12 protein-coding genes are annotated in these 12741 nt (G+C 72.8%); 6 read left to right on the top strand and 6 right to left on the bottom strand.

The genetic code is table 11. The annotated features are described in order from the left end of the window. Window positions 1-45 precede the first annotated feature (45 nt). Entirely contained in the window at window positions 46-657 is a 612-nt protein-coding gene (locus tag OG534_RS35005) for a sigma-70 family RNA polymerase sigma factor (protein ID WP_326586403.1), read from the top strand. Beyond that, window positions 654-1376 carry an anti-sigma factor gene (locus OG534_RS35000; RefSeq protein WP_326586404.1) on the top strand — a complete coding sequence of 241 codons (723 nt, stop codon included), beginning with the start codon at window positions 654-656 and terminating at the stop codon, window positions 1374-1376. Before OG534_RS35005 ends, OG534_RS35000 begins: the two co-directional genes overlap by 4 nt. A 411-nt stretch (window positions 1377-1787) precedes the next feature. On the opposite strand, the gene OG534_RS34995 is transcribed toward OG534_RS35000, so the two are convergent. Then, window positions 1788-2519, bottom strand: coding sequence for a DUF7873 family protein (locus OG534_RS34995; RefSeq protein ID WP_326586405.1), 732 nt, complete (start codon window positions 2517-2519; stop codon window positions 1788-1790). Between the two features lie 9 nt (window positions 2520-2528). After that, on the bottom strand, window positions 2529-3950 hold the full coding sequence (locus tag OG534_RS34990; protein WP_326586406.1) for a hypothetical protein: 1422 nt from the start codon (window positions 3948-3950) through the stop codon (window positions 2529-2531). Between the two features lie 151 nt (window positions 3951-4101). Between OG534_RS34990 and OG534_RS34985 the strand changes: the two genes are divergently transcribed. The 3 genes from OG534_RS34985 (at window position 4102) to OG534_RS34975 (ending at window position 6799) form a co-directional block, all read left to right on the top strand. Continuing rightward, a complete protein-coding gene (locus OG534_RS34985) occupies window positions 4102-5007 on the top strand; it encodes an ATP-grasp domain-containing protein (RefSeq protein WP_326586407.1) in 906 nt (301 codons plus the stop codon). Continuing rightward, complete coding sequence (locus OG534_RS34980; RefSeq protein ID WP_326586408.1) at window positions 5004-5801, top strand: ATP-grasp domain-containing protein; 798 nt, start codon at window positions 5004-5006, stop codon at window positions 5799-5801. Before OG534_RS34985 ends, OG534_RS34980 begins: the two co-directional genes overlap by 4 nt. A 143-nt stretch (window positions 5802-5944) precedes the next feature. Continuing rightward, complete coding sequence (locus OG534_RS34975; RefSeq protein ID WP_326586409.1) at window positions 5945-6799, top strand: DMT family transporter; 855 nt, start codon at window positions 5945-5947, stop codon at window positions 6797-6799. An 18-nt stretch (window positions 6800-6817) separates the two neighbouring features. Here the strand turns inward: OG534_RS34975 and OG534_RS34970 are convergent, their stop codons facing one another. Together OG534_RS34970 and OG534_RS34965 are read right to left on the bottom strand one after the other, a co-directional pair. Beyond that, window positions 6818-9139, bottom strand: a complete 2322-nt coding sequence (locus tag OG534_RS34970) for a bifunctional polysaccharide deacetylase/glycosyltransferase family 2 protein (RefSeq protein WP_326586410.1) — start codon at window positions 9137-9139, stop codon at window positions 6818-6820. A gap of 102 nt (window positions 9140-9241) precedes the next feature. Further along, on the bottom strand, window positions 9242-9793 hold the full coding sequence (locus OG534_RS34965) for a hypothetical protein (RefSeq protein WP_326586411.1): 552 nt from the start codon (window positions 9791-9793) through the stop codon (window positions 9242-9244). Window positions 9794-10622: 829 nt separating this feature from the next. Between OG534_RS34965 and OG534_RS34960 the strand changes: the two genes are divergently transcribed. Further along, complete coding sequence (locus tag OG534_RS34960; protein ID WP_326586412.1) at window positions 10623-11018, top strand: hypothetical protein; 396 nt, start codon at window positions 10623-10625, stop codon at window positions 11016-11018. A 13-nt stretch (window positions 11019-11031) separates the two neighbouring features. Here OG534_RS34960 and OG534_RS34955 read toward each other — a convergent pair whose 3' ends face one another. Both OG534_RS34955 and OG534_RS34950 read right to left on the bottom strand, forming a co-directional pair. After that, window positions 11032-11757, bottom strand: coding sequence for a maleate cis-trans isomerase family protein (locus OG534_RS34955; RefSeq protein WP_326593428.1), 726 nt, complete (start codon window positions 11755-11757; stop codon window positions 11032-11034). A 63-nt stretch (window positions 11758-11820) separates the two neighbouring features. Further along, the gene (locus tag OG534_RS34950) at window positions 11821-12741 is read right to left on the bottom strand and encodes a fumarylacetoacetate hydrolase family protein (protein ID WP_326586413.1); all 921 of its coding nucleotides are present in this window, start codon (window positions 12739-12741) and stop codon (window positions 11821-11823) included.

Here is a 12741-nt window from a genome sequence, read left to right as displayed (position 1 = left end):
GTGTTCCGACCGCACCACGCAAGCGAGGAAGACGGAGAGGGTGAGATGGCCGGACCACTGTGGCCCCGCGCTCGGCGGGGCTCGACCGACGAGGCACTGATCAAATCGGTGTACGAGGAGCACGGCCACGCCCTGCTCGCGTACGCCACCCGGCTGACCGGGGACCGGGCCGCCGCCGAGGACGTCGTCCAGGAGACGCTCATCCGGGCCTGGCGGCATTCCGAAGTCCTGGTCAACGGGAAGGGTTCGGTGCGCGGCTGGCTGCTCACCGTGGCCCGCAACATCATCACCGACCGCTACCGGGCCAAGGCCGCCCGGCCGCCGGAGGTCTCCGGGTCCGCCGCCGCTCCCCCGGTGGAGGCGGACCACGCCGACTCCGTGGTGGACAGCATGACGGTCCTGGGCGCCCTCGACCAGCTGTCGCCGGAGCACCGGGACGTCCTCAAGGAGTTGTACTACCGGCAGCTCAGCGTCGCGGAGGCCGCCGACAGCCTCGGCATTCCGGCAGGGACGGTCAAATCGCGCTCGCACTACGCGCTCAAGGCGCTGCGCGACGTTTTCAAGAGCGACGGCTTCAAGGACAGCAGCTTCAGAGAAGACAAACGATCGGGCAGGCCGCCCCAGCAGCCCGCCGGACTGCGTGAGGTGGTGGCATGAACCGGCAGCGGCACGAGGAGCAACTGCTCGGCCCGTACGTGCTCGGCGTCCTGGACGCCGAGGAGGTCCGCCGGATCGAGGAACACGTGAGCGGGTGCGTGCAGTGCCGGGAGGAGGTGGCCGCGTTGCGCGAGATGGAAGCGGCACTGGGCGAGGTTCCCGAGGAGGCGTTCCTCGACGGCCCGCCGCAGGGAGGTGACCTGCTGCTCCAGCGCACCCTGCGGCAGATGCGCGGTGAGCGGGCCGGTGAACAGCGTCGGCGCGCCGGGCTCGCGGGACTGGCCGTGGCTGCCTCGCTGGCGGCCGTGTTCTTCGCCGGTACGCAGCTGGGCACCGCCGATTCGGGGCCCGTCGCGCTGCCCCCGCCACCGTCCCCGACGGCTACGGCGGACCCCTCGCTGCCGCCCAAGAACAGCAAGGTGGCCTCGGCGACGGATCCGGGCACGGGCGCGCGGATGACCGTGCGGATGACGCCGGCCGCGAAGTGGGTGCGGGTCAACGCGGCGGTCACGGGAGTGCCGCCGGGCGAGCGGTGCCGGCTGGTCGTGGTCTCCAAGGACGGCACGCGCACCACCGCCGGCGGCTGGGTCACGGGCAACCAGACCGGTGAGTCCAAGGGGGCGTCGCTGGACGGTTCGGCGGCCGTGGACCAGGCGGACGTGAAGGCGATCCTGGTCGAGAACGAGGCGGGCAGGACGTTCGTGTCCGTACCGGTCTGACCTCCGAGCCCGAGCCGGAACGTGACGGAGCCCGGGAGCATATCCAGCTCCCGGGCTCCTGTGTGCCACCCAATTGCGCACACCGGCACGTTTAAGAGTCGCGGATCATTCTGAGATCGACGTGTTCTACCTTTGAACTACCGCGCCACGAGAAGAGGCACAGAGGGGACTTGAACCCCCATCCATCGATGATCGTCCACGCTCGGTCGATCCGGTGTTCGGCGGCGAATACTGAGACTGGAGCGAGAATCTGAGATTTACGGGGCCGCCTCTACCAGCTTGGGCCACCCCGGCACGCAATGCCGGGGGAGGGATTCGAACCCCCAACTGACACCCCAGTTCAGCTTCAACATCAGTTTCAGCTTGCGCTCTCGCGCACCCCCTGCAGACATACAGAGGGAGATTTCGGGGCTACCTGAACAGGTAGCCGAACACCGCGTCGCCGACCCGCTGGTCGGTGACCTCGGCGCTGTTGGCCTCCTCGCGGGCGAACTTGACGGCCTGCTGGAGCTTCTCCACGCGGTCGAGCAGCTCGTTCACCCTGCGGGCCGGCAGCGCACCGGAGAACTTCACGGTCGTCCAGTACCCGACCGGGACGTCCTCGTAGTAGACCTCGACCTGCGCCGGGTGCTTCTCGGTGGCCTCGGCCTTGACGTGGTTGCGCGGGACCTTCTTGGTGCGGATCGTGCGCACGGGGTCCGTCTTCCAGGAGTCCGTGGACGGGTCCAGGTTCCAGGACTCGGAGGCGTCCAGCACCGGCAGCTTCCGCACGAAGGTGTTCATGTCGGTGAGCTGCTTCTCGAGGAAGAGCAGGTAGGGCACGGGCACCTGCGCCAGCAGGACCGTCCCGTCCACGACGACGTCGGCGGCCGCACTGCGGTTCGCCCAGTCCTTGGTCGCCGTCACGTCGAACAGCCGCGTCAGGGTCCCCGCCGTCGCCCGCAGCACGTCCTCGGCCTTGACCTGCACCCGGGTGGACTCGGGCGGCAACTGCTCGCCCTCCTCGTCCTTGGGCTGGTAGGTCCGGGAGATGCCGGCCAGCAGGGCGGGCTTCTGGACGTCGTGGTGAGCCTGCGTGAGCTCCTGGAGGGACTTGGACTTGACGCCCTTTTCCACTGCGATGATCTGATTCAGCTTCGGCACGTGATCAACCTAGCAGTCGATTGTCCGATCATTCACCGGGATTTCCGGCACCCCGGCGCGGTCGAGCAGGCGGCGCATGTCCCCGGCGGGAAGCGCCGGGTTGGCCGCTGCGGCCGCCGCCGCGTCCCGGTCGGGATCGGCGAGCAGTGCGCGGATCCGGGCCACGGGGAGCCGCGGGTCCCGGCCGGCGTCCGCGCGCGTCTCCGGGTCCCGGCTGAGCCGGTCCAGGAGCTCCGGCTCCAGACCGGGGTCGCGCAGGGCCAGGCGCCGGCCCCTCGGGTCCGGGGAGTCGCCGAGGCGCGCGGCGAGCCCGGCGGCGGGGAAGCCCGGCCGGGTGACCAGCATGCCCACGGCGCGGTGGGTGCCGTTCAGGTAGAGGTCGAGGAGCAGCTCGGGCGGCGGTTCCGGGTGGAACTCGGCGAGCAGCAGCCGTACGGCGAAGTCCTCGTCCCGCGCGAGCAGTTCGACGGCGTCGGCCGGCAGGCCGGGGCAGACCGCGGCGCTGCGCCGCAGCCAGGTGTGCGCGGACTGGGCGCACCGCCGCAGGAACGCGGCGTCCTCGCGGCGCTCCCACACCCAGTCGAGGGTGGACAGCCGGTCCTCGGCACCGACCGTGTAGTCGATGGCGGCGCGCTGGGACTCGCTCAGTTCGGGGCGGGCGGAGACCTGGAGCCGGACCCGCGGGTCGGGGTCGACGGCCAGCCGCGCCACCAGGTCGGACGGGAGCGAGGGGTTGCCGGCGATCGCCGCGAGCCGTTCGCCCTCCGCGACCACGCGTTCGGCGAGTTCCCGGGTGAGCCGGCCCCTCGCCAGAACCTCGGACACCCCCGGCCATCCGTCCCCCAGTCGACCGGCCAGCCAGGTGGTCCGCTCCTCGTCCTCATGGCAGACCTGCAGGGCGGCGGCCTGCCGGACGTCCGGGTCCTCGTCGTGGAGGAGCCGCTCACGTGCCTCGTCCGCGAGCCGGTCCCAGACCCGGCAGGCCGCACTGCGGAACGCCGGGTGCCCGTGGTGCGCGAGACCCGCCAGGATGTGGGCGGGTGGAGCGCCCCACACGACCAGTTCGTGGCCCACCAGGCCGCGGGGGTGCGCCAGCAGCCGCTCGTACGCCCGGTCGGGCAGCGGGGCCACCCGCCGCCGGTAGGCCAGGGGGCCGTGCGCGAGGGTGAGGTGGACCGACGGGGCCGGGTCGTCGACCAGCCGGGCGCGCTGGCCGGGGTCGACGCTGCCGTTCTCGGCGAGGGCCATCCGGACGTGGCGGTCCGGGTGGACCAGAACGGCCTCGATCACCTCTTGCGGCAGAACCGCGCGCTTCGCAACCGCTCGCCGCAGCCACTCGTCTTCGTGGCCGAGCAGCCGCAGCAGCACGTCCGCCGGTGCGGCCTCGTTCGATGCCAGCCCGTGCAGCAGCCCCGTCCACTGATCGCCCATGCCCCGATCCCTCCCCCGAAGATCCAAAGCGGGCAGCGTAACAAGGAAGCCCACAGCCGGACCGATCATCACATTGCGGTCCATGACATCCTGTGACGTCACAACTCGCCGGACGGAATCGGCGGACGTCCGGGGAATTTGGGGAAGGTCGATGAGGCTCTGCTTCCTGGTGGAGGAGCACTACCGCCACGACGGCATGCCGAACGAGGTGATCGGGCAGCTGACCGCGTGGGGGCACCGGGTGGACGTGGTGCGGCCGGGCGGCTCGCTGCTGCGCATGACCGAGGCCGTGGACGCGGGTGCGCACGACGCCTGGGTGCTCAAAACGGTCTCCGGCGGCCCGGGGCTGACGCTCCTCGAAGCCGCCGCGGCGGCCGGGATGACCACGGTCAACGACGCCCGGTCGATCCGGGGCGTACGGGACAAGGCACTGGCCGCCGCCATCGGGCGCGGCCGGGGACTGCCGCTGCCGCCCACGTACGCGGTGGCCTGCCCCGAACTGCTCCGGGAGATACCGGCGGCGGAGTACCCGCTCGTCGTCAAGCCCGCCGACGGCAGTTCCGGCCGGGCCGTGCACCTGGTGTCCTCGCCGGAGCGGCTGGAGTCGATGCTCCCCGAGCTCGCGGGCGAGGGCATGCTCATCGCCCAGCCGTACGTGCCCAACTCGGGCACGGACATCAAGGTGTACGGGGTCGGCGGCGAGCTCTTCGCGACCGAGCGCTGCTCCCCGCTGCACCCGGACCCCTCGGTGCGGGAGCGGCGCGTGCCGCTGTCGTCCGAGGTGGCGGCGATCGCCGCCCAGGTGGGGGCCGTGTACGGGCTGGACCTGTACGGGGTGGACGTGCTGCTGGGCCCGGACGGTCCCGTCGTGGTCGACGTGAACGACTTCCCGAGCTTCCGTCAGGTGCCGGACGCGGCGGGGCGGGTGGCCCGCGCGGTCCTGGACCTGGCGCGGGCGGGCGGCTCGGCGCCGCCGCCGGTGATCGCGCCGCGGCCGTACGCGCTGCCGCTGTCGATTCCGGCGCAGGTTCCGGCCGCAGCGGGTGAAGCGGTATGAGGGTCGGACTGATCACCCCGGAACCCGGGCATCCGCTGCTCGCGGCCGCCACCGCGCTGCTGGCTCCGGAGCACACCGTCGAGGCGCTCGATCCGCGCACGCCCGGGGACACCACCCTGCCCCCGGCCGATGTGTACCTGCTGAAGTCGCGGACGCCACACGCCCTGGAGCTCGCACGGTCGCTGGAAGGGCGGGGCGCGGCCGTGCTGAACTCCGCGGCGGCCACCGCGCTGTGCCAGGACCGGACGGAGATGGCGGAGCTCGCCCTGCGGGCCGGGCTGCCATTCGCGGCCACCCGCATGGTCGGCTCCCTCGCGGCGTGGGCGTCCGGGACGCGGCTGCGCGCCCCCGTGGTGGTCAAGAGCCTGCGCAGCCGCCGGGGCGATCTTGTCGCGCGCGCCGACGACGACGCCGGGCTGCGGGAGTTGGCGCGGGCCTGGCCGCGCGAGCCGGTCGTGGTGCAGGAGTACGCGGCCAACAACGGCTGGGACCACAAACTGTGGGCCGTCGGGGATCAGATCTTCGCGGCCCGGCGCCGCTCCGAACTCTCGCCCGGAGGGCGTGGCCCCGACCTGCCGCTGTCCCTGGACGAACTGCCCGCCGGATGGGCCGGCCTGGTGCACGAGGTGGGCGCGGTGTTCGCGCTGGACGTGTACGGCGTGGACATCATCGACACCGGCGGCGGGACTCCGCTGATCGTGGACGTCAATGCCTTCCCCGGCATCCGCGGCCAGTCCGGCGCCCCTGAGGCCCTCGCGGCACTGACCCTGCGCCGGGCCGCCGAGCGGGCCTGACCACCGTCCGGCAGGTACCGACGGGCGGACGGCCGCTCCGGACAAGGCGAACAGCAGGTCCGGACGGGCGAATGCACCGGGCGCGACGCCCGCGGCCCGGTTTCGTGGCGCGGACGGGCGGCGGGCGCGGTGAGGATCGGGGCATGGGCGTCGTCCTGCCGGTCCTCTTCGCGCTGTTCGCGGCGCTCAGCAACGCGCTCGCCACCGTGCTCCAGCGGCGGGCCGCGCTCACCGTCCCGCAGAGCGACGGCTTCCGCTTCGGTCTGGTCCTCGACCTGCTGCGGCGGCCGGTGTGGATCGGCGGGATCCTGGCCGTGATCGCCGCCGGCGTCGGACAGGCCGCGGCGCTGGCCACGGGCGCGCTGGCCCTCGTACAGCCGCTGTTCGTGCTGGAGCTGCCGCTCGCGCTGCTGATCGCCTCGCTGGTGGCGCGGCAGCGGCTGCCGGGGGCGTTGTGGCTGGCCGTGGCGGGGGTGGTGGCGGGACTCGGGGTCGCGCTGGTGGCCGCCTCGCCCGCGGGCAACCGTACGGACGTGCCGCCCGAGCGGTGGGTGGTGGCCCTGGCGGCGTGCGCCGTCGTCGTCGCCGTCCTGGCCGTGGCCGGACTGCGCCGCCCGCCCGGCCGTGCGCGGGCCGGCTGCCTCGGCGCGGCCACCGCCGTCTGCTACGCGCTCACGGCCGCCCTGATGAAGTCCGCGGTGCACGTCCTCGACGACGGCGGCGTCGGCGCGTTCCTGACCACCTGGGAGACGTACGCCTTCGGCGTGAGCGGCATCTGCGCCCTCCTGCTGCTGGAGCACGCCATGCAGGGCGGTCCGCTGGTCGCCTCGCAGCCCGCGCTGACGCTCGGCGACGCGAGTGTCAGCGTCGCTCTGGGCGTGGTCCTGTACGAGGAACACCTGCGGTCGGACTGGTGGCTGCTCCCCCAGCTGCTGGGCATCGCGCTGATCTGCGTGGGGGTGCTGTCCCTCGCCAGGGCCGGGGAGGGCGCGCCGTGACGGCTTCCGAGCCGGCGTCTACAGGTCCCGGTGGTCGTGCGAGGGCCAGATGTGGTTCTGCGGGCTGGGCGGGATCGGCGCGGAGGGACGGGACGCCCAGGCGGGGTCCGCGCCGTGACCTCGGTACGGCACGGCCCCGGTACCGGCCCAGGGCTCGGGGGCCGGCGGGGCCTCAGGCGCGAACGCGTGGTCGGGCAGCCGCTCGGACGGGGTGGCGGGCACCTGGAGACTGCCGTAACGCTCCATCCGCTGCCAGCGCAGGCGGGAGCCCGCGATGGCGGTGAAGACCGACTGGATCACGACGAGATACATGAGCTGGCGGTAGACGAACTGCTGCAGGGGCAGGCTCCACAGCGGTCCCGGCCGCTCCCCGTCCAGGCGGAACGCGTACAGACCCATCAAGGCCTGGAGGAGCAGGAACGCCGTCCACAGGCCGAGGATGCGCACGGGGTCGAGGAAGACCAGGCCGTAGACGGCGAAGACGTCCACGACGGGCGCGAGCAGGGGCAGCAGAACCTGGAACATCAGCAGGTAGACCAGACCGCGCCTGCCGAGCTTGCCGGCCTGCCCCCGCTGAGTGAGGGCACCCCGGTGCTTCCACATGGCCTGGAGGGTGCCGTAGCACCACCGGTAGCGCTGCTTCCACAGGGCACCGAGCGAGGCGGGAGCTTCGGTCCAGGCCATGGCCCGCTCTTCGTAGACGACGCGCCAGCCGTCCCGGCACAGGGCCATGGTGAGATCGGTGTCCTCGGCCAGCGTGGTGTCGCTGACGCCGCCGACCCGCAACAGTGCCTCGCGGCGGAACGCGCCGACGGCACCGGGGACCGTGGGCATGCACTCGGCGAGGTCGAACAGGCGGCGGTCGAGGTTGAAGCCGACGACGTACTCGATGTGCTGCCAGCGTCCGAGCAGCCCACCCCGGTTGACCACCTTGGCGTTGCCGGAGACCGCGCCCACCCGGCGGTGGGAGAAGGGTTGGACGATCATGCGAACGGCGTCCGGCTCGAAGACGGTGTCGCCGTCGACCATGACGAGCAGGTTGCAGGAGGCCGCGGCGATACCCGTGTTGAGGGCGGCCGGTTTTCCGGCGTTCTGCTGCCGGATGACCCGTACGCCGGGCAGCCCGAGGGCCTCGACGATCTCGGCCGTGCCGTCCGTGGATCCGTCGTCGACGACGATGACCTCGACCTGGTGGTCGGAGGCCACCAGGGAACGGACGGCCGCCTCGATGCCGGCGCTCTCGTTGTAGGCGGGGACGATGACGCTCACGGGTTCGGTGACCGGAGCGCCCCAGGGCCGGCGGCGCATCCGCACGTGCCGCCTGGCGGCGACGAAGACGGCGATCGCACGCGACAGACTGATGGCGCCCGCCGCCCACAGCAGCCACGAGAGGGCTTCGAGGATCCAGTCGCTGGTGCGGATCGCGGTGATGAGGGCGAGGCCCTGCCACCGGTCCGCGGTCTCGGCCGGCTGGACGGCCTTGGGGAGGGCGACCGCGTCGCCCACGGTGGCGAACGTCCAGCCGGACGCCTTCAGCCGCGGCACGAGCTGTTCGAGCGCGGCGACCGTCTGCGTGCGGTCCCCGCCCGCGTCGTGCAGCAGCAGGATCTGCCCGGCGGTGTCCTTCGGGGTGGCGGCGGCGACGATCGTCTCGACGCCCGGGCGTCGCCAGTCCTGGCTGTCCAGGGTCGTCAGGACGGTCAGGTACCCCTCCTTCCCCGCTTGGACGGCGGCGCTCCAGTCGGCGTCGCCGAGAGCCTTGTTGGTGGAGGAGTACGGCGGGCGGAGCAGTGGTGTGGTGACGCCGGTGGCTCCGGCGATGACGAGCTGGGTCTCGCGCAGTTCCAGCGAACGCCGCCACGCGGACGCGGCGCCGAGATCGGTGTGGGTGAAACTGTGCAGGCCGATCTGGTGGCCCTCGTCGACGATCCGGCGGGCGAGGTCGGGGTTCTCGGCGACCCGGGTGCCGACCGTGAAGAAGGTCGCGCGCACGTCGTTGCGGCGCAGCACGTCGAGGATCTTCGGGGTCCAGACGGGGTCGGGTCCGTCGTCGAAGGTCAGGGCGATCGTGCGGGCCGCCGGGGCGGCGGTGCGGCCGGCCGCCCCCTCGATCACCGGCCCGCCGGAGGCGATCGTCTCCGGTACGGAGGTCCCCGGACCCCGCTCACGGGGAGCCGCGTCGGGGGTGGAGTCGAACAGGTGCTGGGTGTAGCCCTGGAGGAGCAGCGCCGCCGAGAGGGTGAGCACGAGGGTGGTCAGCAGCAGCCAGTGGGTGCGCAGGGGGACGTTGCGTACGGAGCTGTGCCTGCCGCGGGGTCGGCGGCGACGGTTCTTCGACAAGGGGTGAGTCTTCCTGCCTGCTGCGTTGTGCGGTGCGGTGTGGTGCGGTGCATTGCTATGTGATGCGGTGCGGTGGCGTGGGCCGCGCCGGGCCTGTCGGCCTCAGGGCCGCCCGGTGGGCTTGCCACCGCCCTGGCCCGGCGGCTCGGTGGCGCGACCCCGCCCCCCGCCGGGAGGCGACTGGGCCGGGTGCGCCGGTCCGGTCGTGGCCTTCGGGCCGGGTCCGGTGCCGGGCGTCGCGCCGCCGGTCACGGTCGTGGCGGCCGGCGAGGACGCACCGCTGCGCGAGGCTGCCGGGGTGGGGCGCGGGCTGCCATTCGCCGCGCCAGGGGCGGACGGGCCGCCGGTGCGGGTGCCGGCCGTGCTTTCGGGTACGGGGGTGTGCGGAGCCTGGGCCGAGGGGAGGAACGGCGAGTGGATGGTGGGGCCGCCAAGCAGGGTGCTGATGAGCAGGACGACGTAGGCGACGGCCGGTACCACCAGCAGGTACCCCCAGCGGCGCACCCGGCGCTGTCTGCGCCCCGACGTATCCACGAATACCGGGGCCGCTGCGGCGGCCGGGGCCGGCGTCTCCGGCGCCGCAGCGGGTGCACCCACATCACCGAGGAAGAGCTCCATCGTGTCCTGTTCCGGGGTACCGAGTGGTGGGTGCATGCGTGGTGGCCTCTGGGGATCGGGAGACGCGACGTCGGATGTCGGGGCAGGGTCGTGGTCGCGGTCGGAAGGGCGACTCATGCCCTTCAGCGCTGGAGCCGCCGCCGATGTCACTCCCAGGGCCGAACGGTCCTGTTCCGTACGATGCCGACCGGGATGACCCGGTCGGCATCGTGGTGCACCGGTACGGGTGGATCGGTCCGGGTGGATCGTCAGTACAGCGACACCTCGTACGGGGCGAGGGCCCGCGCGGGCGGCGCCCGCCCGGCTTCCCTGACGCGATGTCAGGATAGGTTCAGGTTCGGAGCGGGAGATCCCGGTCGAACCGGGACGGTCCGGGCGGAGAAGCTCGCAGGGACTTGATCACCGTTTCCCGAGTGGAGTCTTCCCAGGCGCCGTTCCTCGGACCCTGCCCCTGACCGCCGAGAGCCGGTTCGAGGAACCGATCAGCGTGCGGCAGTTGCTCAACCACACCAGCGGCCTGCCCCACGACTTCCAGGGCGCCCCGGCCACTCCCCGGCCGAGGCGATCGAACGCCGCAGGCCGTACCTGCCCGGCTACGACGGAGCCGCGCCTTCGCCTCCAGGGACCTCAACCGGCGCGCGGTCTACGCGATGGGCACCTCCTCCTCCGCCAACGGCTTCCCGGCGGTGGCCCAGCGGCTGGCTCTCGCGGCCTTCGGCGACTGGCGGGGCGGCGGCGCGGGGTCACGATCATCCTGCCGGGATCGGGCGCGCGGGGCTGAGCTACGATCCGCGCGTTGAACGTATGAACGACGCGGGATCGGTGGGTGGTGGGTGTGGGCGCCGGCGGCAGAGTGCCAGGAGCCGTGGCCGTGGTGCTGGTGGGCGGCCTGTTGCTGAGCGGCTGTTCCGGCGCCGCGGCCGGCGGCGCCCCGCCGGCCGCGGAGAAGCCGGCGACGCCGACCGCGAGCACCGACCCGGCGACGGCCTCGCCGTCCCCCGCGGACTCGCAGCCGGCGGCCCCGGAGCCCTCCGTCTCGGCTGCGCCCCCGGCGGCGCAGCCGAAGGCCTCGGCCGGCCGTGGATCGGAGCCGGCACCGAAGCGGAGCACGGCGGGTTCGCCGAAGGTCCCGCAGAACCCGCACCGGGGCCCCACCCCGCCTCCGGCGCCCTCCCACGTCCCGACGATGGACTGGAAGCCGACCCCCTTCGACCCGAACGACCCGTCGATCCCGACGTACACGCTGCCGCCGCTGCGCTAGGTCGTGTCGACCGCTACCCGGGCAGTGGGGCCCGGGCGTACGTGCCCGACAGCAGGTGGCCCGCCCCCGGGGCCACGGCGTCCAGGTCCAGGGCCCGGAGCATCTGATGGGCGGTGCAGACCGCCGCGGACACCACCGGCTTGCCCAGCAGCTGTTCGGCCTCCTCGATGGCGCCCAGGGACGGCATCTGCACGCAGGCCGAGAGCACGACCGCGTCCGCGTCGGCGTAGTCGAGGGCCCGTGCCAGGCCCGGCAGGCGGGCCGGGTCGTGGGCGGCGACCTCCAGGTTGTCCGGGATCTCGAGGGCCTGGTGGTCGAGGACCTCGATGCCCTCGTGCGTGAGGTAGTCCACGACGGTCTGCGTGAGCGGGCGCATGTAGGGAGCCAGCAGCGCGATCTTCTTGGCGCCGATGGTGTGCAGGCCGTGGACGAGGGCTCCGGCGCTGGTGACGACGGGGGCGGGCGCGCCGTTCTCGGCGGTGCGGGTGTGCAGGCGCTGCTCCGAGGTCCGGTGGTAGCCGAGGCCCATGCTCATGATGGCCACCAGGCAGGCGTAGCCGAGTACGTCGACGCGCGCGTCGGAGAGTTCCACGGCGCAGCGGTCGGAGTCGGCGTCCATGGCCTTGAGCTGCTCGGGGGTCACGTGGGTCATGCGCATCCGGCTGGAGTGGAAGGTGAAGCGCTCGTCCGGTGCGATGGCCTGGCGGGCCCGGAGGATGGCGGGGACTTCGGTTTCCATGGTGACGTTGGAGCTCGGCACGATCTGGCCGATGCGGTAGGTGCGGGGTGACACGGGTACTCCTCAGCGGGCGTCGACGACGGGGTTGGTCAGGGTGCCGATGCCTTCGACCGTGGCTTCGACGGTGTCACCGGGGTGCAGGAACTCGGGCGGGACCATGCCGGCGCCGACGCCGGAGGGCGAGCCCGTCGCGATGACATCGCCGGGCTCCAGGGTCATGCCCGAGCTGATGTCGGCGATGAGGCGGGCGATGGGGAAGAGCATGTGACGGGTGTTCGACTTCTGCTTGGTGACGCCGTTGACGCGCAGCGAGAGGTCGAGGGCCATGGGGTCGCGGATCTCGTCGCGGGTCACGATCACCGGGCCGAAGGGGGCGTAGGAGTCCTGGCCCTTGGAGAAGAACCACTGGCCGGACCGGCGCTGGTCGCGGGCGCTGATGTCGTTGAGGATGCTGAAGCCGAAGATGTGGTCGTACGCGTCCTCCTCGCTCACCCGGAAGGCGGTGCGGCCGATGACGACGGCGAGTTCGCACTCCCAGTCCAGCTGGGTGGTCAGGTCGGCGTTGTGCAGGATCGGCTGTCCGGGGCCGGTGACGGCGGTGGCGGGCTTGCCGAAAAGCACCGGGCGCGGCGGCAGGTCCTTGTCGGTGTCGAGGCTGCGGCTGGACTCCTCGACGTGCTCGATGTAGTTGAGGCCGACGCCGATGATCTTGCCGGGGCGCAGCGGGGCGCGCAGGGTCACGTCCTCCCGCCGGTGGACGGCGCCGGCGAGCGGTCCTGCGGGGTCGGCGGCGAGCAGCCGGCGGGCCGCTTCCTGCGCGGCCGGGCCGGCCTGGACGAAGGAGAGCAGGTCGTGCGGGATGCGTACGCCCGCGTGGTCGGCCAGGACCGCCAGGTCGAGGACGAGGCCGTCGGCCTCGACGCCCAGGCGTTCCGTGGCGCCGGCGGCTCCGGTGGCACTGGTGGTGAAGGTCAGCAAGCGCAT

The organism is Streptomyces sp. NBC_01294, from assembly GCF_035917235.1.
Classification (GTDB): domain Bacteria; phylum Actinomycetota; class Actinomycetes; order Streptomycetales; family Streptomycetaceae; genus Streptomyces; species Streptomyces caledonius.
Note: the sequence above shows the minus strand (reverse complement) of the source record. Positions and strands in the feature narration are given on the sequence as shown.

What these genes read in the sequence shown, in the direction of transcription:
- OG534_RS35005 (WP_326586403.1), top strand. Translation starts at nt 46, where the DNA reads ATGGCCGGACCACTGTGGCCCCGCGCTCGGCGGGGCTCGACCGACGAG.
- OG534_RS35000 (WP_326586404.1), top strand. Translation starts at nt 654, where the DNA reads ATGAACCGGCAGCGGCACGAGGAGCAACTGCTCGGCCCGTACGTGCTC.
- OG534_RS34990 (WP_326586406.1), bottom strand. Translation starts at nt 3,950, where the DNA reads ATGGGCGATCAGTGGACGGGGCTGCTGCACGGGCTGGCATCGAACGAG.
- OG534_RS34985 (WP_326586407.1), top strand. Translation starts at nt 4,102, where the DNA reads ATGAGGCTCTGCTTCCTGGTGGAGGAGCACTACCGCCACGACGGCATG.
- OG534_RS34980 (WP_326586408.1), top strand. Translation starts at nt 5,004, where the DNA reads ATGAGGGTCGGACTGATCACCCCGGAACCCGGGCATCCGCTGCTCGCG.
- OG534_RS34975 (WP_326586409.1), top strand. Translation starts at nt 5,945, where the DNA reads ATGGGCGTCGTCCTGCCGGTCCTCTTCGCGCTGTTCGCGGCGCTCAGC.
- OG534_RS34965 (WP_326586411.1), bottom strand. Translation starts at nt 9,793, where the DNA reads ATGCACCCACCACTCGGTACCCCGGAACAGGACACGATGGAGCTCTTC.
- OG534_RS34955 (WP_326593428.1), bottom strand. Translation starts at nt 11,757, where the DNA reads ATGGAAACCGAAGTCCCCGCCATCCTCCGGGCCCGCCAGGCCATCGCA.
- OG534_RS34950 (WP_326586413.1), bottom strand. Translation starts at nt 12,741, where the DNA reads ATGCGCTTGCTGACCTTCACCACCAGTGCCACCGGAGCCGCCGGCGCC.